The 21,546-nt window shown below is 65.5% G+C and carries 25 protein-coding genes; 13 read left to right on the top strand and 12 right to left on the bottom strand.

From position 1 onward, the window contains the following. The first annotated feature begins 228 nt into the window (after window positions 1-228). On the top strand, window positions 229-786 hold the full coding sequence (locus FFS37_RS06780) for a hypothetical protein (protein ID WP_137930178.1): 558 nt from the start codon (window positions 229-231) through the stop codon (window positions 784-786). Window positions 787-893: 107 nt separating this feature from the next. On the opposite strand, the gene FFS37_RS06785 is transcribed toward FFS37_RS06780, so the two are convergent. Together FFS37_RS06785 and FFS37_RS06790 are read right to left on the bottom strand one after the other, a co-directional pair. Continuing rightward, window positions 894-1,553 carry a response regulator gene (locus tag FFS37_RS06785; protein WP_137930179.1) on the bottom strand — a complete coding sequence of 220 codons (660 nt, stop codon included), beginning with the start codon at window positions 1,551-1,553 and terminating at the stop codon, window positions 894-896. After that, window positions 1,550-2,932: a sensor histidine kinase gene (locus tag FFS37_RS06790; RefSeq protein WP_137930180.1), complete on the bottom strand. Its 1,383-nt coding sequence runs from the start codon at window positions 2,930-2,932 to the stop codon at window positions 1,550-1,552. The genes FFS37_RS06785 and FFS37_RS06790 overlap by 4 nt, the downstream gene beginning before the upstream one ends. 170 nt (window positions 2,933-3,102) lie before the next feature. Here FFS37_RS06790 and FFS37_RS06795 point away from each other — a divergent pair, with 170 nt between their 5' ends. The 4 genes from FFS37_RS06795 (at window position 3,103) to FFS37_RS06810 (ending at window position 6,356) form a co-directional block, all read left to right on the top strand. After that, window positions 3,103-3,441: a hypothetical protein gene (locus FFS37_RS06795; protein WP_019862242.1), complete on the top strand. Its 339-nt coding sequence runs from the start codon at window positions 3,103-3,105 to the stop codon at window positions 3,439-3,441. Between the two features lie 23 nt (window positions 3,442-3,464). Then, window positions 3,465-4,166 (top strand): phosphatase PAP2 family protein, encoded by a 702-nt coding sequence (locus FFS37_RS06800; RefSeq protein ID WP_137930181.1) that lies wholly within the window; start codon window positions 3,465-3,467, stop codon window positions 4,164-4,166. A gap of 94 nt (window positions 4,167-4,260) precedes the next feature. After that, the gene (locus tag FFS37_RS06805; RefSeq protein ID WP_137930182.1) at window positions 4,261-4,539 is read left to right on the top strand and encodes a helix-turn-helix domain-containing protein; all 279 of its coding nucleotides are present in this window, start codon (window positions 4,261-4,263) and stop codon (window positions 4,537-4,539) included. 68 nt (window positions 4,540-4,607) lie between these two features. Continuing rightward, window positions 4,608-6,356 carry a SulP family inorganic anion transporter gene (locus FFS37_RS06810; RefSeq protein ID WP_137930183.1) on the top strand — a complete coding sequence of 583 codons (1,749 nt, stop codon included), beginning with the start codon at window positions 4,608-4,610 and terminating at the stop codon, window positions 6,354-6,356. On the opposite strand, the gene FFS37_RS06815 is transcribed toward FFS37_RS06810, so the two are convergent. Together FFS37_RS06815 and FFS37_RS06820 are read right to left on the bottom strand one after the other, a co-directional pair. After that, the gene (locus tag FFS37_RS06815) at window positions 6,346-6,948 is read right to left on the bottom strand and encodes a DNA-3-methyladenine glycosylase (RefSeq protein ID WP_210240444.1); all 603 of its coding nucleotides are present in this window, start codon (window positions 6,946-6,948) and stop codon (window positions 6,346-6,348) included. The genes FFS37_RS06810 and FFS37_RS06815 overlap by 11 nt on opposite strands. 12 nt (window positions 6,949-6,960) lie before the next feature. Continuing rightward, window positions 6,961-7,341, bottom strand: coding sequence for a nuclear transport factor 2 family protein (locus FFS37_RS06820; RefSeq protein WP_137930184.1), 381 nt, complete (start codon window positions 7,339-7,341; stop codon window positions 6,961-6,963). A gap of 528 nt (window positions 7,342-7,869) precedes the next feature. On the opposite strand from FFS37_RS06820, the gene FFS37_RS06825 reads away from it, so the two are divergent. Further along, entirely contained in the window at window positions 7,870-8,712 is an 843-nt protein-coding gene (locus tag FFS37_RS06825) for a hypothetical protein (protein ID WP_137930185.1), read from the top strand. Window positions 8,713-8,929: 217 nt separating this feature from the next. Here FFS37_RS06825 and FFS37_RS06830 read toward each other — a convergent pair whose 3' ends face one another. Together FFS37_RS06830 and FFS37_RS35715 are read right to left on the bottom strand one after the other, a co-directional pair. After that, entirely contained in the window at window positions 8,930-9,325 is a 396-nt protein-coding gene (locus tag FFS37_RS06830; protein ID WP_232375591.1) for a peptidase inhibitor family I36 protein, read from the bottom strand. 260 nt (window positions 9,326-9,585) lie between these two features. Then, the gene (locus tag FFS37_RS35715; RefSeq protein WP_171026199.1) at window positions 9,586-10,233 is read right to left on the bottom strand and encodes a DUF6622 family protein; all 648 of its coding nucleotides are present in this window, start codon (window positions 10,231-10,233) and stop codon (window positions 9,586-9,588) included. On the opposite strand from FFS37_RS35715, the gene FFS37_RS06845 reads away from it, so the two are divergent. Further along, window positions 10,232-11,188 (top strand): LytTR family DNA-binding domain-containing protein, encoded by a 957-nt coding sequence (locus FFS37_RS06845; protein WP_171026200.1) that lies wholly within the window; start codon window positions 10,232-10,234, stop codon window positions 11,186-11,188. The genes FFS37_RS35715 and FFS37_RS06845 overlap by 2 nt on opposite strands. Here the strand turns inward: FFS37_RS06845 and FFS37_RS06850 are convergent, their stop codons facing one another. Both FFS37_RS06850 and FFS37_RS06855 read right to left on the bottom strand, forming a co-directional pair. Beyond that, complete coding sequence (locus FFS37_RS06850; protein ID WP_137930189.1) at window positions 11,189-12,130, bottom strand: CHAD domain-containing protein; 942 nt, start codon at window positions 12,128-12,130, stop codon at window positions 11,189-11,191. It abuts the gene before it with no gap. Beyond that, a complete protein-coding gene (locus FFS37_RS06855) occupies window positions 12,127-12,600 on the bottom strand; it encodes a CYTH domain-containing protein (protein ID WP_137930190.1) in 474 nt (157 codons plus the stop codon). Before FFS37_RS06855 ends, FFS37_RS06850 begins: the two co-directional genes overlap by 4 nt. Window positions 12,601-12,690: 90 nt before the next feature. Here FFS37_RS06855 and FFS37_RS06860 point away from each other — a divergent pair, with 90 nt between their 5' ends. From FFS37_RS06860 to FFS37_RS06875, 4 genes are read left to right on the top strand one after another with little or no spacing between them, the layout of a single operon-like run. Continuing rightward, the gene (locus FFS37_RS06860; RefSeq protein WP_137930191.1) at window positions 12,691-13,419 is read left to right on the top strand and encodes a CerR family C-terminal domain-containing protein; all 729 of its coding nucleotides are present in this window, start codon (window positions 12,691-12,693) and stop codon (window positions 13,417-13,419) included. Continuing rightward, window positions 13,416-14,366 carry an HlyD family secretion protein gene (locus tag FFS37_RS06865; RefSeq protein ID WP_137930192.1) on the top strand — a complete coding sequence of 317 codons (951 nt, stop codon included), beginning with the start codon at window positions 13,416-13,418 and terminating at the stop codon, window positions 14,364-14,366. The genes FFS37_RS06860 and FFS37_RS06865 overlap by 4 nt, the downstream gene beginning before the upstream one ends. Beyond that, a complete protein-coding gene (locus FFS37_RS06870) occupies window positions 14,363-15,283 on the top strand; it encodes an ABC transporter ATP-binding protein (RefSeq protein ID WP_137930193.1) in 921 nt (306 codons plus the stop codon). Before FFS37_RS06865 ends, FFS37_RS06870 begins: the two co-directional genes overlap by 4 nt. Next, the gene (locus FFS37_RS06875; RefSeq protein WP_137930194.1) at window positions 15,280-16,416 is read left to right on the top strand and encodes an ABC transporter permease; all 1,137 of its coding nucleotides are present in this window, start codon (window positions 15,280-15,282) and stop codon (window positions 16,414-16,416) included. Before FFS37_RS06870 ends, FFS37_RS06875 begins: the two co-directional genes overlap by 4 nt. A 507-nt stretch (window positions 16,417-16,923) precedes the next feature. Here the strand turns inward: FFS37_RS06875 and FFS37_RS06880 are convergent. Beyond that, a complete protein-coding gene (locus FFS37_RS06880; RefSeq protein ID WP_137930195.1) occupies window positions 16,924-17,898 on the bottom strand; it encodes a threonine/serine dehydratase in 975 nt (324 codons plus the stop codon). 450 nt (window positions 17,899-18,348) lie between these two features. Beyond that, window positions 18,349-18,672 (bottom strand): hypothetical protein, encoded by a 324-nt coding sequence (locus tag FFS37_RS06885; protein ID WP_137930196.1) that lies wholly within the window; start codon window positions 18,670-18,672, stop codon window positions 18,349-18,351. 171 nt (window positions 18,673-18,843) lie between these two features. On the opposite strand from FFS37_RS06885, the gene mbfA reads away from it, so the two are divergent. Beyond that, entirely contained in the window at window positions 18,844-19,827 is a 984-nt protein-coding gene (mbfA, locus tag FFS37_RS06890; RefSeq protein WP_137930197.1) for an iron exporter MbfA, read from the top strand. A gap of 168 nt (window positions 19,828-19,995) precedes the next feature. On the opposite strand, the gene FFS37_RS06895 is transcribed toward mbfA, so the two are convergent. Both FFS37_RS06895 and FFS37_RS06900 read right to left on the bottom strand, forming a co-directional pair. Then, window positions 19,996-20,340 (bottom strand): antibiotic biosynthesis monooxygenase family protein, encoded by a 345-nt coding sequence (locus FFS37_RS06895; protein ID WP_137930198.1) that lies wholly within the window; start codon window positions 20,338-20,340, stop codon window positions 19,996-19,998. Then, window positions 20,337-20,669: an NIPSNAP family protein gene (locus FFS37_RS06900; RefSeq protein WP_137930199.1), complete on the bottom strand. Its 333-nt coding sequence runs from the start codon at window positions 20,667-20,669 to the stop codon at window positions 20,337-20,339. The genes FFS37_RS06895 and FFS37_RS06900 overlap by 4 nt, the downstream gene beginning before the upstream one ends. Window positions 20,670-20,829: 160 nt before the next feature. Between FFS37_RS06900 and FFS37_RS06905 the strand changes: the two genes are divergently transcribed. After that, complete coding sequence (locus FFS37_RS06905; protein ID WP_137930200.1) at window positions 20,830-21,504, top strand: ArsR/SmtB family transcription factor; 675 nt, start codon at window positions 20,830-20,832, stop codon at window positions 21,502-21,504. Window positions 21,505-21,546 lie beyond the last annotated feature (42 nt).

Genomic DNA, 21,546 nt, shown 5'->3' on the forward strand with positions numbered 1-21,546 from the left:
CCCTTACGTCAGGCCGATCACATTTTCGTGACATCGTAGCCGAACATGGCTCGCCGCGTGGCGTTGTTCACATGCCCATTGGGACTTTGGTCCAGTCTTCCGCCCGCAAAAGTCCTGGGCGATAAACGCAACGGTCGGAGGTCGCTTCCGGCCACAGCGTCTTTCGGCGATGCTGGTTGCACTGCAACGTTGAGGGTGGGCGCGCCGGCTCAATCGACGGAGATCAGCATGCACGGATCGATCACGACCCGCTGCCGCCGGCTGGCGCTCGGATCGGCGGTCGCCCTGGCGCTGGCCATCGCTCCCTATCGGATCGCCCTGCACGGTTTCGCCCCCGGGATCGACGCCGCCGGTGCCCATGCCGCCAAGGGCGGCAACGGCGGCGGCAACAACGGGAACGGAAATGGCAATGGCGGCGGCAATGGAAGCAACGGAAACGGCGGTGGCGGCAACGGCGGCAACGGAAATGATGGCAGCAGCGGCAACGGAAATGGCGGCAGCGATGGCGGCAATAACGGCGGTGGCAATTCGGGAGGCGGCAATTCCGGAGCGGGTGGCAGTGATGACGGCGGCACCGGATCCGGCAAGGACAAGGGCAACAGTCACGTCAACGCCAACACCGGCGACCGGGTTGAAGTGGACGGCAGCAAGATCACGGTTCAGCACCCGGACGGCATGACGGAGAAGATCGAGAGCGGTCGGTTCCGGATGCTGGACGCGCTCGGCCGCACGATCATCGACCGCCGGGCCACGCCGGCCGATATACGCCGTCTCAAGGCCTTGTGAGGCCGGTCCGCAGGCAACGACCGGCTTCACACGTCACCTCCGCCGCCCCCCGGCGGAGGTGACACCCATTTTTTCGCACGGAGCGGGTGCAAGCCAGACAGTGGCTGTCAGCGGTCCCAGTCGCGGTCGCGGAGTTCGCGCATCATGAGAGCGGCTTCGGTGCGATTTCGCACATTGAGTTTCGACAGCACCCCGGTCATATGGTGCTTGACCGTCTTTTCCTGCAGCGCCAGGCGCAGGGCCACTTCCTTGTTGCTGAGCCCCTCGGCCACCAGCCGCAGGATTTCCTTCTGCCTTCCGGTGAGTTGCCGCAGCCTGTCGGCCGCGGCGTCGGCGGGCCGCGCGGACTGGAGGTCGGACAAAAGCCGCGCCGACAGCGTCGGCGAAAGGTAACTCTCGCCGGCCGCCACGTCGCGCAGTATATCGGCGAGCGTGCGCGAGCCGACGCCCTTGAGGACATAGCCGCGCACGCCTGCATTCAGCGCCCCGGTCACATCGGCATTGGCCTCGGAGACCGTCAGCATGACGATCTTCTGGGCGGGATAGCTGGCAAGGATGGCTGCGACCGCGGCGAGCCCCCCGCCCGGCATGGAAATGTCGAGCAGCAATATGTCGGGCTGCGCGGCTGCCGCGATGCGTTCGGCGTCCTGCGCGGTCGCGCCTTCGCCCACCACCTCGAAGCCGCCGATCTCGGACAGGCTGCGCGTCACGCCTTCGCGAAACAGCGGGTGATCATCGACAATGGCGATGCGGATGGCGCCGGTCATGCTTGCTCCTCGACGGACAGGCTGATCACCAGTCGGGTGCCTTGCGCTCCGGTCAAGGTCTCGAACTGGCCGCCAATGCTTTCGACCCGTTCCCTGAGGCCGGCGAGGCCCAGCCCTTCGGCCCTTGCCGGATCGAAGCCCGGGCCGCCATCCGACACTTCGACGAAAAGCCTGCCGCTGCGCATGCCGGCGCGCACCGCCTGATCCTGGCCGCGTCCGTGGCGGTAGGCATTGTTCAGGCCCTCCTGCACGAAACGGTAGATGCTGATCTTTTCGGAGGGGCCGAGTTCGGGCAGATGTTCGGGCAGCGTCAGCGTCACCGAGGTTCGCGTACGATGCTCGTGCTCCTCGACGGCCAGCCGCAAGATGTCGGTCGCGGCTGCCGTCTCTATCTGCGGCAGCACCAGGCCGGTGCAGATGCCGCGTATCTCGCGCATCGCGTCCTGCAGCGTCTTGCGGATCATCTCCACTTCGGCGGGGCGGCTTTCGCCGTCGCCGGAAAAGACCGGACTGTCCAGGCGCAGCGCCGCGAGCGCCACCAGCTGGGCCGGGCCGTCATGAAGGTCGGCGCCGATCCGGCGCAGATATCGCTCGTTGAGCGCGGTGGCGCGGCGCGACGCCCGCTGCACACGGTGCCGCAGCGCGCTGTTTTGCGTCACCAGGCCCTGCAGTTCCGACACCTGCCGGCGCAGCGCCCCGCGCTGGTCGTCGATCGTGCGGCTGCCGCGCAGCACGATGCCCGACAGAAGCAGAAACGCCGTCAGCGTGGTGCCGGCCACGATCAGCCAGCTCGACTGCAGGGTGGAAGCCAGCGTTGCCTTGAAATCGTCGGCCACCTCGTAGAATTCGGTCACGGCCACCACCTCGCCTGACCACGGTTCGCGCACCGGATTGTAGATTTCAAGCAAGGGCACGCCGATGGCCTTCTCCTTGCTCTCATCGCCGTCGAACGTATCGAACTGGGCCACGACGCTGCCTTTGAACGCCGCTTGCAGATTGTCGCTCAGCGCGAAGCGGCGGCCGGTCAGGCTGGCGTCCTTGGCGTAGAGCACGGTGCCGTCGCGACGCCAGAGCCTGAACGATACCAGGCGTTTGCCAAGCGCGCCCTGGCCGAGCGTCTCGTCGAGCGCCTGTTTGGCGGACGCGCTCAGCTGCTCGCTCTTGCGCAGGTCGGGCAGCAGCGGGGCGATCACGCTGTCGACATAGAGGGCGGTCGTGGCGGCCGAATTGCGGATGACGCCGTCGCGGATCTGCATCGTCACCCACGACCCGACCACCAGCATGACGGCGAGCAGGCAAAAGCCGCCCGCGACGAGGAATTGCAGGGCAAGGGAAAGCTCGCTCCAGCGCCGCACCAAGTTCTGAAGAACACGAATCATGGGCCCCTGACCACCCTTTGTCGACCGGCTGGGCGGTATCGGCACATTGAGCTTCGGTCCGCCGGTTGCCAAGACCTCCCTTAGAACGACGTCGCTTGACGTCTCGCCGCGCTTCGGAAACAAGGTCCGCTGCCATATGCGGCGCCAGCCGCTTCGAGGGGGAGGGAAATTTGAGTTTTTCGGGATTGCTGCAGCTCGGCTTTTCGACCGTCATCTTCCTTCTGGCGGCGACCGCCGCCAAGCAATGGGGGCTGGCGCCGAGCCTGGGCAAGATCCTTCTGACGCTGGCGCTCTATTCGCTGGGCAATCTGATCATGCTGCGGCTGATCCGAGAATTCGGCATGTCGGTATCGTTCAGCCTCTCGGCGGTCATCCAGCTCGTCTCCGTCAATGTCGTGGCCCTGGTGTTCTTCGGCGAGCGCGTCAACGCGCTACAGGCGACCGGCATCGTGCTGGCGATCGCCGCCGTGGCGCTGATCACGCTCGGGCCCTATCTGCAGGGACGATGACAAGAGATGAAGATACCGGTCCTATGAAAGGCACTGCCGAGACCCTGCTCAACCGGATCGAGTTCCCGGTCCTGCTGGCCGGTCTGATCATTGCCGGCGGCCTGTGGGGTTTTGTCGAGCTGATGGAGAGGGCGCGCGAGACCCTGCCGCATGGATTCGACACCGAGATCCTGCTCGCCTTCCGCCAGGCGGGCCAGCCCGGCATTCCCATCGGTCCGCCCTGGCTCGAAGGCGCGGTGCGCGACATCACCAGCCTCGGCAGCGCCAGCGTGCTGGTGCTGATCACGACGGCGGCGATCCTGTATCTCCTGCTGATCCGCAGGCCCGGCACCGCGCTGCTCGTCTTCGTCGCCGTGGCCGGTGGCCAGGTCCTGTCGAGCCTGCTGAAATTCGGCATCGACCGGCCCCGGCCGGAGCTCGTTTCGCATCTGGTCAACGAGACATCGCTCTCCTTCCCGAGCGGTCACGCCATGCTGTCGGCGGTGACCTATCTCACGCTCGGTTCGCTCGCCGCTCGCTTCCTGCATGGCCGGGCGACGAAGATCTATGTCCTGTCACTTGCCGTGCTGGTCACGGTGCTGGTCGGCGTCAGCCGCATCTATCTCGGCGTCCACTGGCCATCCGACGTGCTGGCGGGCTGGTGCGCGGGCTTCGCCTGGGCGATGCTGTGCTGGCTGGCCGCAAGGGGCCTGCAGCGGCGCAAGATGGTCGGGGAAGGCGAATGATCTCATATGTTTCGTACATGCAGAATGATGCTTGAAACATCATGATAAAAGCATTAAACATTAATCCCGCAGGCTCAGACTTGGGTTTCGCCCGATGATCACTGCCGCGCAGATGCGCGCCGCGCGGGCGTTGGCCGGTATCGACCAGAAGACGCTCGCCGAGCGTGCCGGTGTTTCGCTCCCGACCATCCAGCGCATGGAGGCGAGCGACGGCGTGGTCAGGGGCGTGGTCGATACGCTGATGAAGGTCATCCAGGCTCTCGACGACGCCGGGGTGGAACTGATCGGCGAGAACCAGGCCAGCGAGCGTGGCGGCAGGGGCGTGCGCCTCAAGCCCGCCGTGCCGCCGGATCCCAGGACTGAGCCGGCATAAGTCGCGACGGCGACCGCCGACAGCCTTGCCGACGATCCCGCCGCCTTCGAAGGTGCGGGTGGCAGTCCATGGATCAAGCGCGTCAGGCAACGTACAGACCGGCCCATAAGCCGGCCCACCATCCGGCGAAGCCGACATTTTCCGAACTGTTCACCCCCAAGCTGGTGACGGTGCTGCGCGAGGGTTACACCCCGGCGCATTTCAAGGCCGATGCCATAGCTGGCCTCACCGTCGCCATCGTCGCGCTGCCGCTGTCGATGGCCATCGCCATCGCATCCGGCGTTACGCCGGAGCGCGGCCTCTACACCTCGATCGTCGGCGGCTTCATCATCTCGGCGTTCGGCGGCAGCCGCTTCCAGATCGGCGGGCCGGCCGGCGCCTTCATCGTGCTGGTGGCGGCGACGGTCGCGCGCGTCGGTGTCGATGGCCTGCTGCTGGCAACGATGATGGCTGGCTTCTTCCTGCTTGCCATCGGCACTCTCAGGCTCGGCACCTACATCAAGTTCATCCCCTATCCGGTCACGGTCGGCTTCACCGCCGGCATCGCCGTCATCATCTTCTCCGGCCAGATCGTCGAACTGTTCGGTCTGACCTTGCCGGGCAAGGAGCCCGGGCCGTTCGTGCCCAAGCTGGTCGCGCTTGGCGAGGCGGCCGGCACCATCAATCCCGCCGCGACGTTCGTGGCGGGACTGACCATCGCGACCATCGTGCTTCTGAAGCGCTGGCGACCGAAATGGCCGGCCATGCTGATCGCCATCGGCCTCGCCTCGCTCGTCGTGGCGCTTCTCGCGCTGCCGGCGCAAACCATCGGCACGCGCTATGGCGGCATCCCGCGCAGCCTGCAATGGCCGGCATTGCCGCCGCTCAGTCTCGACAGGATGATCGAGGTGCTGCCGGACGCCATCGCCTTCGCGCTGCTCGGCGCCATCGAATCGCTGCTGTCGGCGGTCGTCGCCGACGGCATGACGGGCCGGCGGCACCGGTCCAATTGCGAACTGGTGGCACAGGGTTTCGCCAACATCGCATCCGCCTTGTTCGGCGGCATCTGCGCCACCGGCACCATCGCCCGCACCGCCACCAACGTGCGCGCCGGCGCGCACGGGCCAGTCTCGGGCATGGTCCATTCCGCGATCCTGCTGGTGCTGATGCTGCTGGCCGCGCCGCTCGCCAGCTACATCCCGCTCGCCGCCCTTGCCGGGGTGCTGGCGGTGGTCTGCTGGAACATGTTCGAGAAACAGGCCTTCGCCACCTTGCTGCGCGCCTCGCGCGGCGATGCGCTGGTGCTGATGGCCACCTTCCTGATCGTCGTCTTCCGCGACCTGACGGAAGGCATTGTCGTCGGCTTCGCGCTGGGCGCCATCCTGTTCATCGACCGCATGGCCAAATCCGTCGCGGTCGAGGCCGATCTGGCGCAGGACGACGTCGCCGACGCCGTCGACGGTGGCTACGATTCCAGCCAGGCAAGCGACGCCGACACCGTCGTCTACCGCATTTCGGGCGCCTTCTTCTTCGGCGCGGCGTCGACCGTCGGCAGCGTGCTCGACCGCATCGCCGACCAGCGCCGCAACTTCATCCTCGACTGTTCGGCCGTGCCGCTTTTCGATTCGACGGCCGCCAATGTCATCGAAAGCGCGGCCCGCAAGGCCAACCGCGCCGGCGTCCGCTTCGTCATCTCGGGCGCCTCGCCACGGATACGGCGCATGCTGATCAACCACGGCGTCAAGCGGCCGCTCGTGACCTACGCCGCCTCGGTCCGCGACGCGCGGGCGCAACTGGCGCAAAAACAGGCGGCGGACCAGCCCGCTGTCACCGGTTGAGCGCTGCCGGGCCGCTGACGAAGGGGCTTCCCCTGACATAGAACCGCAGCGGCCGGTCGGCATCCTTCGAGATCCCGATCCTGACGCTCTGTGTGATCCTGCCGGCGGCGTGGCCATCGTCCGCCAGCCAGATCGGGCCTTCGCGGCACAGATCCAGCCCGTCGAGCGATCGGTCGATCCGCAACGCCGCCGCCAACCGTCCCGGCCCGCGCGCCAGGTCGCGCAGGCGCTCGACGCCGCGATTCGATCGCATGATCGCGGTACCGTCGAGCGGCTCCAGTGCCCGGATCAGGACGCCGGTGCCTTGTCCCGCCGCGCCGCTCGAAACATTGAGCATGAAGGAGGTGCCATAGGCGAGATAGATGTAGGCATGCCCCGGCCCGAGGAACAGCGAGCGGTTGCGCGCCGTCATGCCCCTGAAGCCATGCCCGGCGGCGTCGCCCGCGACATAGGCCTCGGTCTCGACGATGCGGCCGCTGACGATGCCCTCCGGCAGTTCGCGCACCACCAGCCTGCCGATGAGGAAGCGGGCAAGCGCCGCCGTATCGTCGGGCAGTTCCGAGCGGGCGAGGGGACGGGGAGGCACGTTCACGAGGGCGGACGCTCACGCCATGCGCTCGGCCCATTGCGCCCGCGACGGTCCGGGCTCGAACGGGTCGGCGAAATACTGGGTCTCGTGGGCCACCTTGCCATCGCGGAACTCCATGATGCTGACCGTGAAGGACGGGCGCCCGTCATAGGCCAGGATATATTCCGTCACCCAGAGGGCGCCGGCGCCGGTAATGCAGCGCACCGTGAAGCGCTTGCGGTTCGGTTGCGCGGCGCGCGACGACTGGATGTTGCGGCGTCCGCGGATGCGCTCGCCCGATTGCGGATAGTCGAGCACCGCGTCTTCAGCATAGATTTGGTGCTCCGCGTCGAAATCGCCGGCCTCGGAGGCGGCCCAGTGGCGATCGAGGGCCGCCCGGATCTCGTGGTCGTCCATGTCGAAGCTCCCTCGTCGTCGGTGCCGAGCTGTTGCACCGTACGCTAAGGTGGAGTGGGCGTTCCAGTGCAGTAGCCTTTCAGCCTTATGAGGGACGCTGCAATCGATCGCCGCCCCATTACCTAAATTTGTGGGCAAAGTGATCGTTGGCGTTGGCGGCGGCGGGTGGGTACAAGATTTTCTGGCGAAAGGGCGCATTGCGCTGATTCACAAAGATACGATTCGCAATACCTCCGGCCACTCTCATTTCTGAAAGACCTTGCTCTTGCCCCTCCTTGTCGCTGCCTCATTATTCGTTGGCGCCTGGATAAGCCTGGTCCTGCATGAGTCTTCTCATGCTCTCGCCGGACATCTGGCAAAATTGCAAATAAGAGAAATTCGTCTCGGCTTGGGACCAACACTCCACACCCGCTTGCTGAGAATGAAGGTACATGTAGGGGCTGTCCCGCTAGGAGGCTGGACAAGAACTTTTCCTCAATTATCCGTTTCGAAGCCCGCTAATCTGTTTTTGTGGCCGCAGGTCCGATTATGGACATTGTTTGGCTGGGTGTTCTGAGCGGCGCAATGCCCATCTATCGCGGCACAGAATTTGTAGACACCATCTTGGCGCCGGCCGCTATAGTTAAGATGATGTTCGTCATCGGCAACTTTCTTCCGCTTCGTGCCAAGGTCTACGGCCAGCGCCTGCCCAACGATATGCTGGCCTTGTGGAAAATTGCCCGGGGTCGCGATCCGTCCGAGGAGCTCCGGCAACTCTATCTCAACCGCTTGCGGCCGTATATGAGTGCGGACGATCCGCCGTGGCACCCCACGGGTCAGTCGGATCGTGTCGCTTTCTTTGTGTTCAAACCTGATCTGACGAACGAGGACATTCCAGCGCTCGAAGATGAGCTGACCCATACGGCGTCCGCAAGCGAGCGACTTCTCCTCATTGACGCCGCCGCCACGAGAATCCTCGCTCAACCCACCCAGCCGGGCTCTCGTCTCGATGCTTTACTCGACCGCTTGACGGAAAGTGCCGTGGCCATGTCACCGGAACTCCCTACGCTGAAAGGCACACGCGGCGCGGCGCTCGCACGATTGGGGCGCCATGAGGAGGCGCTGAATGTTCTTGCGCAGGCCGATGACTCCAACGACTTCAATCGCTGCTTGAATGCAGCCTTCCGGGCATTGGCCCATTCCCACGCCGGTCGAAAAAAACTGGCCGCCACCGAGCTTGAGACATCCATCGCCATCTTGCGATCTCACAACTTGGCGGGCGGGCTCACCCTTGAAATAGTAAGCGCTGTCTGCATCGAAACCGGATACCCCGCTCCCAAAGAGTTCGAGACGCCGGAACCCTCTGCGCAAGACGGCCCATCTCCAACCTAGCTAAGGCGCCAGCAACGAGGCATGGCGACCCTGCAAGACTGCTCGCCCACCACGACCGGCACACCACGCCGGAGGAAGGATCACGGGTTACAAATTCACGTTTGCGTTGGGACGATGCCGTCTCCAACGATCATGCCGACCGGCCTGCACTCGCGCTACGCTAGCGCGCCGGCGAAGCACCAGCCAAAAAGAGCCACGGCTGCTGCCGGCGTAATGGTCAGTAGTTGGCACCGCCGCCGCAATCGCATTCCGCCTCGCTCGCCCGATCGTTCCAGGCGCTGCCGACATAGGAATAGCTTCTGTTGGAACGAAAATGATGGCCGCCACGATCCACATGCTCCCAAAGCGTGATGGTGCAGCCTGGCGCGACCTTGAATGACGACACCTGGTCGTTCCATGACCGATCGTAGATGAAGCGATGAATGCCATCGGATACGCCGACATCGGGCGGATTGATCATTTTCATGTCGTCGCCGCTCCCCAGCGTCCAATGAGAGCCGCCGAAGTCTCGGTTTTGGTAGATCGTGCACGTCCGGCTTGCGGCGTGGGCCGCGCCCGCCGGTATGCCGGCGGCGAGAGCCGCCGCGAGAATGCACAGACTCATCCGTTTCATATTCCCCTCCAGCCCGGTTTCGACAATTCGGAAAATATAAGAAGCGCGACATCAAGCAGATGCGGTCGGCAGGAAGCTCAGCCACGGCATGTCGATCCAGTATAGGATGCATCATGACAAGGAATGCCGTCAGATGACGGTGCCAACCGGCAGGAGCAACTTGCTTGCCAAAGAGATTAGCGCATTTCAAACGAAGCAACAAACGGCAATTTCGAAGCGCAGCTGGCCGGTGATCTTGTTGGCTGCCGCGCCTTGCACGATCATCGGACTGAAGCCGGGCGGTACCAGGTGCCGCGCAAGGTGCCGATTGTGCGGGCGATCATCGTCGCCGCGAAGAAGCCCGAGATAATTGTGCTGCCCAGGATGAAGGTTGGGGCCTGCGCCAGGGTGGGATTCACCCCTGTGGCGATCCCCTTGGCGTAGCGCATGACGATGATGGCGACGATCAGCGCCAGCGGCAACCAGTCGCCCTGCAGCGCCAGCCTGCCGTCGGGAAGCAGCGTGGCCGGCCTCCGCCGCGCCATGGCCGCGCCGGCAAAGGCGCCTGCCGCCGCCCCGCAGGCAGCACCGGCCAGTCCGGCCATGGCGATGCCGGAGACGACGAAATTATGGAAGGCAAGGCCGGTGATGAGCACCGGCAGGACCAGCAGGCGCCAGGGCGAGACGACGCGGTCGCGGGTGCGGCTCCAGCCGACGAAAAGGCCATAGGCGATCAAGGGCCAGACCCACAGCGGCGTGTGCGAAAGGATATCGCCCACGCCGGGCATGTGGGTGCCGGCATCGGCGGTGGTGTCGTCAGCCCGCGCGATGCCGCTCAGCGCCGGCAGCAGGCCGGCGGCAAGAAGGAGCGGGATCGTCTTGCCCGCGAGGGCCGGGCGGATCGTCTGGATGCGGCGGCGAAGAGACATGGCTTGGCTCCGTCTGTGGTTGAAGGCGTTCCGCAAGCGCGCTATCGCTGCGGTTGGCAATACAGATGCGGGGCCGGCGGCGGCGCATCAAACGCATCTTCGGCAAGGGACGAATGGCTACGTGAACGGCGCGCTGTTGCATTCCACGCTTCGCGAAATGCAGGCCTTGCTGTTCTCGCCACGCTTCTGGGGCGCGCTTCTGGCGGTATCGGCGATCCTTGGCCTCACCGGGCCCTTCGGCACGTTGCAGCAGCTCGACGCCTTGCCTCGCTTCGCCTACTGGCTGGCATTGGCCTTCGCCACCTTCACGGCCGGTTATCTCACGATGCGGCTGACGCTCGCCGTCGTGTTCGGCTCCACGGGCTCACGCCCGCTGCGCAGCGTCGTCGCCGGCATCGTCGCGGGAGCGCCGGTTACGGCGATCGTCGTGCTGTTCAATCACCTGCTGTTCGGCGGTCCGTTTCCGTCGGCCGCCGCCTTCGGGGCGCTGTTCGTCAATTGCGGCCTGATCGCGGTCGCTATCTCGTTCCTGGTCGCCATCGGCAGGGGGTCTCCAGGCATGGCCGCGACACCGGTCGAGCCGGCCACCGCTGCTCTGCCGCCTGTCCCCACCGCACAGTCATCACCGCCACCTGAGTCGGCGCGGCCGCCTCTCATCGATCGCCTGCCCCACGCGGCGCGCGGAAAACTGCGCTATCTCTCCATGCAGGATCACTATGTCGACGTGCACACCGACAAGGGGTCGGCGCTGGTGCTGATGCGGTTCGCCGATGCGCTGCGCGAGGTCGGCGACACGCCCGGCGTGCAGATCCATCGTTCGCACTGGGTGGCGCTCGACGCGGTCACCGGCAATCGGCGTAAAGAGGGCAAGCTGCTCCTGAAACTCGGCGACGACGTCTGGCTCCCGGTCAGCCGGTCCTATGCCGGCGCGGTGCGCAAGGCCGGCCTCGCCTGATCAGCCGGCCACGGGCACGCCGGCATCGTCACCGGGGCCGGCGAGATCGTCGCGTGCCTTGCGCGCAAGGCGCTTCGTCGAGCGCTTGGGGCTGTCGCCGAACAGTTCGGCGGCCTCGGCAAGACAGGCTTTCCTCAGGCTCTTTTCCGAACGCCTCAGCAGCTTGCCCAGAAGCTTTGTGTCCTCGTGCGGTCCGAGCGGCTCGTCCGCGGCCTCGAGCAATGCGCGCATGACGAACAGATCATGCAGTTCGCCGAGCCGTTCGCCCAGCGCATCGACGGCCTTGCGCCGCGCCTTGATCGGCGTCGGCCAGAGCCGGCCGAGCAGCGACAGGTGCATGCCGTGCGTCTTGGCCGCCTTGCGCAGGTCGTGGAAATCATCGGCCTCGCCGCGCGAGCCGGCCTTGTCGAGCGCCTTCCTGGCGCGGCGCAAGGTGGCGCGGGCGCCGTCCGCCAGCACGTCGGCGGCCTGTTCCGGCTGGTCGGGCAGGGCAAGGCTTTCGATGCGCTTCATGCCGTCCTCGCAGGCCGTCGTCGCCGCGCCGATCGCGGCCTGCAGCCCGGCACCTTCGTGCAGATCGTGCTGGCGCGCGACCAGCCGGTCGCGGACCGCGTCGAGCCCGCCATCGGCGCTGTCCTTGGGAAAAGCCGCCGCGAGCCGGTCGACCGTTTCGATCAGCGCGGTCGCTTCACGCGGGCCTGCAAGCAGCGCCGCCACATTGCGATAACATTGATTTTCGGTGGCGCAGAACGTTTCGTCGCCGGAATGAACCAGTCTCAGCAAGGCACGCGCGCTCTTCAGCCGCTTGCGGCATTTGTGCAGGCCCTGGTCCGGCCGGGTGCGCGCGGCATCCAGGTGCTGCAACGCCTTGCCGATTTCCTCGGCGAGGATACGCCTGACCTCGCCGGTCAGCGGCAGGCGCGGATCGATGCGAAAGCTCATGCGGCGATCTCCGGAATCCCCCCGAGGGCGAGCGACGCGTTGTAGAATTTCTGCTCGCCGGTGACTTCCCGTCCAAGCCAGTCAGGCAGCATGTCGTCCGGAACGTCTTCCGGAGTCTCGAGTTCTGCCACCACAAGTCCCGCCAGCGCGCCGCCAAAGACGTCGACTTCGTAGAGATGGCCGCGATGCCTAACATGATGACGTGTCTTCTCGATGACACGGCCGATGGCGAAATCCAGCATCTCCACGGCCTCGGCCAGCGGGATCGGATATTCGAATTCGTCGCGTTCGCGCGCGCTGCTGCCGAATTTGAGCGTCAGCTTGGCGGAGGCGCCGTCGCTGATGCGGATGCGGACGGTTCGCCCAGGCGCGGCGGCGAGATAGAACTGGAGCATGCGGATATCCGCCTCGACCAGATCCCGCCATGCGGTGCTGGAAACCAGGAACTTGCGCTCGACTTCCTTAGCCATGGCCGCGCACTAAAGCGGTTGCCGCACGCGAAGGCAAGATGACCTCGAACACAAGTTGACTTTAATCAATCGATTGATTAAAGCCTTGATATGATCAAGCCGCCTGATGCCAGAGCCCCTCGCCGCGAGCAGTCGCCAGCCGATCTGACACGCGCCGCGCTGGTGCGGGCGGCGCTGAAACTGTTCGGGCGGCAGGGTTTCGACGGCACCTCAACCCGCGAGATCGCGGCCGAGGCGCAGGCCAATATAGGCTCGATCGCCTATCATTTCGGCGGCAAGGAAGGTCTGCGCGCGGCCGCGGCCGACTACATCGTCGAAACGATCCAGACGGTTGCCGGAGAAGCCTTGGGCGCCGGCCAGGCGCTGGGCAATGGACCGGCCGCGCCAGGTGACGGCGATCCTGAGATCGCCCGCGCGCAGCTCTTCGCCGCGCTGGAGCGGATGGTCGGCTTCATCGTGGCGCAGCCGCAGGCCGGCGAGATCGTGCAGTTCGTGCTGCGCGAGCTGTCGCATCCCACCGCCGCGCTCGACCGCATCTATGACGGCGTCTTCGAGCCGACGCACCGCCGGCTGTGCCGGATCTGGGAGCAGGCGACCGGCGAGCCGGCCGAGAGCGAACGGACCCGGCTCACGATGTTCACGCTGATCGGCCAGGTCATCTATTTCCGCATCGGCCGCGAGGCGGTGATGCGCCGCATGGGCTGGCACGACATCGGCCCCGCCGAGGCCGCCAAGGTGGTGGCGGTAACGACCGACAATCTCAGCGCCATACTGGCCGCCCGAATGGGATCAAAACCCAAAATGGGATCAGAACAATGAGTTTCCTCTGCGCCTTGCCGCTTGCCGCCCAGCTTTTCGGCGCCTGTGCCCCAACGGCTCCGCTCGCCGTCGGCTATGTCGAAGGCGACTATGTGCTCTTGGCGCCGATCGAAGTGGCGCAGGTCGACACGGTCACGGTCAGGCGCGGCGACCGCGTCACCCCGGGCACGACCATAGTGACGCTGGAGAGCGCCGATGCCAGGATCGCCGTGGCGCAGGCGCAGGCGAGCCTCGCCCAGGCGCAGGCGCAACTCGCCGACCTTCAGGTCGGCAAGCGGCCCGAGGAAATCGCCGCTCTGAAGGCGCAGGTCGACATGGCCAAGGCGCAGGCCGACGACGCCAAGCGCAAATACGACCGCGCCGCCGACCTGTTCAAGCGCGGCACCGGCACCCAGGCCGACTACGACACCGCGTCGGCAACACTGGAGACGGCGAATGCCCAGGTCGGACAGGCCGAGGCCAATCTCGCCGTTGGCGGCCTGCCGGCGCGCCCCGAGACGATCAAGGCGGCCGACAACCAGGTCAAGCAGGCGCAAGCCGCGCTGGAGCAGGCTGAGTGGCGGCTGTCCAAGCGCACGCTGGCGGCGCCGTCGCCCGGCCGCGTCAACGACGTCATCCGCAATCCCGGCGACACCGCCGGCCCGACCGCGCCGGTCATTTCCATGCTGCCCGACGGCGCGGTCAAGCTCAGCGTCTATATACCGGAGGCGTCCTTCTCCTCGGTCAAGGTCGGCAGCCTGCTCAGCGTCCGCTGCGACGGCTGCGGCGAGGGCGTGAAGGCACGCGTCAGCTATGTCTCGCCCGATCCCGAATTCACCCCGCCGGTCATCTACTCGCTGGAGAACCGCCAGAAGCTGGTCTATCTCGTCGAGGCGCGGCCGGAGGGCGATGCCGGCCTGCTCCAGCCCGGCCAGATCGTCGACGTCGATCTCGCGGCGTCGAAATGAACGCCATCGACGTCCATGGCCTGGTCAAGCGCTTCGGCGACAAGACCGTCGTCGACCATGTGACGATGTCGGTCGCCGAAGGCGAGATCGTCGGCTTCCTCGGCCCCAACGGCTCGGGCAAGACCACCACCATCCGCATCATGTGCGGCCTGCTGACGCCGGATGAGGGCGAAGGCACGGTGCTCGGCTTCGACATCCGCAAGGACAGTCTGCGGATCAAGCGCGAAGTCGGCTACATGACGCAGAAATTCTCGTTCTACGAGGATCTGACCATCGGCGAGAACCTTCAGTTCGTCGCGCGCCTCTACCGCCTCAAGCCGGTCGAGGAATATGTCGCGCGCACCCTGGAGGAGCTTGGGCTCACCTCGCGCCGAGACCAGCTGGCCGGCACGTTGTCGGGCGGCTGGAAGCAGCGGCTGGCGCTCGCCGCCTGCATCATGCACAAGCCGAAGCTGCTGCTGCTCGACGAGCCGACCGCCGGCGTCGACCCGAAGGCGCGGCGCGAATTCTGGGACGAGATCCACCGGCTGGCCAGCGGCGGGCTGACCGTGCTGGTCTCCACACACTACATGGACGAGGCCGAGCGCTGCCACCGCATCAGCTACATCTCCTACGGCAAGATGCTGGCCACCGGCACCGTGGCCGAGGTGGTGAAAAATGCCGGGCTGACGACGTTCGTGGTGCAGGGCCCGAGACTGGCCAAGGTGGCGGAAGAACTGGAGGGTCGCGCCGGCGTCGATCAGGTGGCGCCGTTCGGCGCCACGCTGCATGTCGTCGGTTCCGACAGGAAGAAACTCGAAGCCGCGCTCGCCGATGTCGAGAAGACGCATGAGGGCGTGACGGTGACGCCGGGCGAAACCAGCCTCGAGGACGTCTTCATCCAGTTCATGTCCGGCTCGAAGGACAACATGGCATGAACAGCGTCTTTTCCTTCGCCAGGCTCGGCGCGCTTCTCATCAAGGAGTTCATCCAGATGCGGCGCGACCGCATCACCTTCGCCATGATGCTGGGTGTGCCGCTGCTGCAGCTGGTTCTGTTCGGCTTTGCCATCAACAACGATCCCAAGGGCCTGCCGACCGCGCTGGTGGCGATGAGCAACGACCAGTACACGCGCGCCATGGTTTCGGCGCTGCAGGTGACCGGCTACTATCGTTTCGATTATGTGGCGGCGAGCGCCGAGGAGGCGGAATTCCTGATGGCGCGGGGCGATGTCTCCTTCGTCGTCACCATCCCGGCCGACTTCGCCAAACGTGTCGAGCGCGGCGACAATCCGCAGATCCTGATCGAGGCCGACGCGACCGATCCCTCGGCGGCGAGCGGCGCCATTTCGACGCTGAGCACGGTGGCCAGCCAGGCGCTGTTGCGCGCCCAGGGCATGCAGGCGGCGGCCGCCGAGAATGCCAGGCAACAGCTGCAGGTGGTCGTGCACCAGCGCTACAATCCCGAAGGCATTTCGCAATACAACATCGTGCCGGGCCTGCTCGGCGTCATCCTGCAGATGACCATGGTGATGATGACGGCCATGGCGCTGACCCGCGAGACCGAGCGCGGCACGATGGAAAACCTGCTCGCCATGCCGTCCAGCCCCGCCGAGATCATGCTGGGCAAGGTGCTGCCTTTCCTGGTGGTCGGCGCCGTGCAGGTCGCCGTGGTGCTGGTGGCGGCGAAACTGCTGTTCGACATCCCGTTTGTCGGCAGCCTGACGCTGCTCTTGTCGTCGGTGCTTGTCTTCGTGCTGTCGCTGGTGCTGCTCGGCTACACCATCTCGACCATGGCCCGCTCGCAGATGCAGGCGATGCAGCTGACCTTCTTCTTCTTTCTGCCGTCGCTGCTCCTGTCGGGCTTCATGTTCCCCTATCGCGGCATGCCGGGCTGGGCGCAGGTGCTGGGCGAAATCTTTCCGCTGACGCATTTCCTGCGCATCACCCGCTCGGTCATGCTCAAGGGCGCGGACTTCCATGCCGTCGCCACCGAGATCGGCTGGCTGGTCGTGTTCGTGCTGGTGTTCGCGGGCACTGCTCTCTTGCGGTTCAGGCGCACACTCGACTGATCCGGGCCTGGGCAAGGCCCGCTGAAATGTCATCCTGGCTATCCGCCGGGGCTGTTAGCAGGCAGCTTCTACGGGCAGGGATGGGAGATCGTGCACGTCACCGCGGCGACATCGGAGAGCCTTTCGCGCTTGACCAGCCGCGGTCTCACATAAGTCTTCTTCATACTTGCCTCCAGCTCCGGGGACGCCCATCCCTCATGGCGACGCACTGATCATACAGGAATCCACGGCAATCCGCATCAGGCCGCATCAAGCGTGCCGGAATCAAGAAAACCGTGGAGCGGCCAACCGATCAGGGACAGGGATTGGAGGGGGTGCACAGGATCGCGGTTACCCTGGAAAGCTTTTGGCGCCTGACCAGCAGCGGTCTCTCGTAGGTCTTCTTCATGCTGTCTCCTGTTCAGGCAAGATGATTCCATGCCTGCTATCAGCATATGATTGCCTGCAAGGGCCCGCATATCCCGCGCGGGGGATGATCCGGCGTCACGCGGGCAAAGACACGCGGCCCTACGCCGCCATGATCTCAGCATAGGTGCCGAAGTCGACATTGCCGCCGGAGAGCACAACGGCGACGCATTTGCCGGCCAGGTCTATCTCGCCCGTCGACAGCGCCGCCAGCGCCACGCAGCCGCCGGGCTCGACCACCAGCTTCAGATGGGCCATGGCGTCGCGCATCGCCTGCCGGACGGCATCCTCGGAGACGGCGACGGCGCCGGCGAGATTGCGGCGGTTGATCTCGAAGGTGATTTCTCCGGGCTCGGCGGTCAGGATGGCATCGCAGATCGAATTGTGGCCCGGTTCGTTCGAAACCCGGGCGCCGGCGGCGAGCGACCGGCGGGTGTCGTCGAAATGCTCGGGCTCCACGGCCCACACCGCTGTCCCGGGCGATGCATCCTTGACCGCCACGGAGATGCCGCTGGTCAGGCCACCGCCACCGCAGGGTATGACGACCGCATCCAGCGACACGCCCAGCGTTTTCGCCTGTCTCACCAGTTCCAGCCCGATCGTGCCCTGGCCGGCAATGATGGCGGGGTCGTCGAAAGGCGGCACCAGCGCCATACCCCTGTCCAGGTAGGGGCGAACGATGGCCATGCGGTCGTCGCGAAACCGGTCGAACGGCACCACCTCCGCGCCCATCTTGCGGACATTGGCGATCTTCATGGCCGGCGCGTCCGCCGGCATGGCGATGACCGCCTTGACGCCGAACATCGCGGCGGAAGCGGCGACACCTTGCGCATGATTGCCCGAGGAGAAAGCCACGACGCCGCGGCCGCGCTCCTCGGCGCTCAGCAGCGACAGCTTGTTGTGGGCGCCGCGGAACTTGAAAGAGCCGGTGCGCTGCAGCGTCTCGGGCTTGAACAGGATGCGGCCGCCGAAGCGGCTGTTGAGCTCGGCGGATTCGATCAGCGGGGTTTCGATCGTCAGTCCGGAAAGCCGGGCCGCTGCGGCGTGGACGTCGGCGATGCCGGGAAGGGTGGTCATGGCGGATCCTGTGCAGATTGGCTGCGCCATGGTGCACGCAAAGGGCCGCGCGATGCCAACGAAAAGATGTGACCGATACAAGGTTGGCGATTGTGAGTGAGAGCCAAGTGTCGCTGGAGCAGCCGGTCCTTGGCGATAGCGTGCATGGCGGCTTGGCGTATGTACCGTCTTACGCCGCGCAGGTCGACCCCCACTCCGTCTCGGCTTCGCCGGGACACCTCTCCCCCGATCGACGGGGGAGAGGAAGGCGCCAGGCCTTTTACCGTCTACGCTCTTCCAGAAAAGCTCCCCACCTTTCCCTCCGGAGGGGGGAAAGGTGGCGCTGCGAAGCAGCGACGGATTGGGGGAACCACCTGGCAATCAAGCCTCCGGCGGACCAGTCACGCTCATCACGCAAGATGGGTGCATAGCCGGCAGGCCAGGGAGCTGTCCAGCCAACCCGCAGCCGACCTAGCCAAGCAACGTTCGCTGCCGCTTCGTCCCGCCAAGCTTGCGCCAGTTGTTGAAGCGGTGGGTGGCGGCGGCGAAGGAGATTTTCATCTGCTGGGCGACCGAATAGCGCGACTTCCCCTCGTCGAACATGCGGTAGCAGCACTCCACGCCTTCCTCGGTCAGCTTGCCGTCCGGCGCCTTGTTGTGCGGATTGGCCGGGTCGAATTTCTCGATCTGCTGCTCGACCAGGCCTTTCAGGCGCTGCAGATCCGCCTCGATGCTGGCGATGAGATCGAGGACTGGTTTCGCATCATAGGCATGGGCTGGCTTCTTCGCCGTCATCTGCTCGTTCCTCATTCTGGCTGGCCCAGATATATAGGTGAACATTTGCTGATAATGAAGGGTGGTGCCGGTCCGGGGTTTCAACAATTGTTGACCCGCAGCGCCTGCGCGATTGACCCGCGAGAGCTCAAGCCCTAGTTTAGAACTATTCTAAACTAGGGTGCTTTCCTCATGCTTTCCCGTGTCTTCGGCTTTGGCCGTCGCCCCTTCGATTCGCTCTCCGAACAGGAGATCCTGGCGCTCGCGATTTCCTCGGAGGAGGATGACGGGCGCATCTACCGCGCCTATGCCGACGGGTTGGCGGAAGATTTTCCGCAATCGGCAAAGGTGTTCGAAGCGATGGCCGAAGAGGAAGACGGCCACCGCGACGCGCTGATCGAACTGTTCCGCAAGCGCTTCGGCGAGCGCATCCCCCTGATCCGCCGCGAACATGTGAAGGGCTATTACGAGCGCAAGCCCGACTGGCTGGTGCGGCCGCTGGGCATCGAGGCGGTACGCCGCCAGGCCGAGGCGATGGAACGGCAGGCCTATCTCTTCTATGTCGAGGCGGCCAAGCGCACCACCGATGCCTCGACCCGCAAGCTGCTCGACGATCTGGCCGCGGCCGAGCAGGGCCATCAGAGCTCGGCCCACGAACTCGAACAGAAGCACGTGACGGGCGAGGTGAAGGACGAAGAGGCTACCGCCGAGCAGCGCCAGTTCATCCTCACCTATGTGCAGCCTGGGCTGGCGGGCCTCATGGACGGCTCGGTGTCGACGCTGGCGCCGATCTTCGCCGCCGCCTTCGCCACGCACGACACCTGGCAGACCTTGCTGGTCGGCCTCGCCGCCTCGATCGGCGCCGGCATCTCGATGGGTTTCACCGAGGTCGCGTCGGATGACGGCAAACTGTCGGGGCGCGGCTCGCCGATCAAGCGCGGCCTCACCGTCGGCATCATGACGACGCTGGGCGGCCTCGGCCATGCCCTGCCCTATCTCATCCCGCATTTCTGGACGGCGACCGCCGTTGCCGCCGTGGTCGTGTTCTTCGAACTGTGGGCCATCGCCTTCGTCCAGAACCGCTACATGCAGACGCCCTTCCTGCGCGCGGCCTTCCAGGTCGTGCTGGGCGGCGCGCTGGTCTTCGCGGCGGGCGTGCTGATCGGCAATGCTTGAGAGCGGCTCTTTTCCTTCTCCCCCTGTGGGAGAAGGTGGATCGGCGCGCAGCGCCGAGACGGACGAGGGGTGTTCCAGCGCACTGAGACGCCCGTGTTTCCTGGAGCACCCCTCATCCGTCGCCTTCGGCGACACCTTCTCCCACAGGGGGGAGAAGGAAGAACCGCGCTACCCATTCACCGCCCGGCTGTCGGCCGGCGCCTCGTCCCGGTCCGTCAGCCCGTAATCCCTGACCACATGCGCGATGCGAAGTCGGTAGCCGGCAAATATTCCGCCGCGGCCCGCCTTCTGCGCCTGCCGGTGCTCTTCGGTGTTGCGCCAGGCTTTGACCGCCTCCTCGTCGCGCCAGAACGACAAGGACAGGATGCGGTTGGGGTCGGCGAGGCTCTGAAAGCGTTCGATGGAGATGAAACCGTCGATGCCGTCGAGCAGCGGCCGCAGCCCGGCGGCGATGCCGAGATAGGCATCGCGCCGGCCCTCGGCAGGCTGCACCTCGAAGATGACCGCGATCATGTCTTCACCAGAGGCGCGTGCGGGCCGGATGCCAGTTTCAGGAACATGCGGTCCTCCTTGAGGATGAATCGTTCACGGCGGGCGAGCTCGTAGTTTGCCTTGCCCGCGGGATCGGCGGCAAGCCGTGCGCGATAGGCCTCGTAAGCCGCCAGGCTCTCGATGTTGTAGGCGGCGTAGGCCGTGGTGGCCGAGCCCTCATGCGGCGCGAAATAGCCGATCAGGTCGGCGCCGCAGCGCGGAATGGCCTGGCCCCAATTGCGCGCATACTCCTCGAAGGCCGCCTTGCCGAACGGGTCGATCTCGTAACGGATGAAGCAGGTGATGGTCATTTTCGTCTCCCTGGATTTGCATCGACGGTTCGAGCACGGTCGAAACGTCATGTGTGTGGATGTGCTAGTCCGTTGCATGTCAGGAGCCGTCATGCGGGCTCCTTGAGCTGATCCGAGAATAATGCTTGTCTCGCCAGAATACTTCGATAGGGATCAAACCATGCGTGAAGGACCCGACATTGCCCGCATCGCCAGCCTGGTCGGCGACCCCGCCCGCGCCAACATGCTCTCAGCCCTGATGGGCGGCACCGCGCTGACGGCCAGCGAACTGGCGCTGGAGGCCGGCGTTTCGCTGCCCACCGCCTCCTCGCATCTGTCGAAGCTGATGGAAGGCGGATTGCTGACCCTGGCCAGCCAGGGCCGCCATCGCTACTACGGCCTGGCCGGACCGCAGGTGGCGGGCATGATCGAAGCCATCACCGGCGTGGCCGAAGCCGTCGGCCCCAAGCGCGTGCGGCCTGGCCCACGCGACGCCGCCATGCGTGTGGCGCGCGTCTGCTACGACCATCTCGCCGGCGAACAGGCGGTGGCGATGCTCGACCGGCTGGTCGAGAAGGACATCCTGTTGCGCAACGATAACGAGATCAGGCTCGGGCCGTCGGCGGCCTCGCATTTCGCGGCGATCGGCGTCGATATCGATGCCAGGCCGCGCCGCCCGGTCTGCCGCGCCTGTCTCGACTGGAGCGTGCGTCGCTCGCACCTCGCCGGCACGCTTGGCGCGGCAATTCTGGACAAGATACTGGCCGAGAAATGGGCGAGGCGGGAGAAGGACAGCCGCGCGGTGATTTTCTCGCCGCCGGGAAAGCAGGCGTTCGAGAGGGTGTTTTTGGCTTGATGGTCTGCTGAGACGTCGGCGGGACAGCGCCCCCCTCTGTCC

The sequence above is a fragment of the Mesorhizobium comanense genome (assembly GCF_005503535.1).
Taxonomy (GTDB): Bacteria; Pseudomonadota; Alphaproteobacteria; order Rhizobiales; family Rhizobiaceae; genus Mesorhizobium; species Mesorhizobium comanense.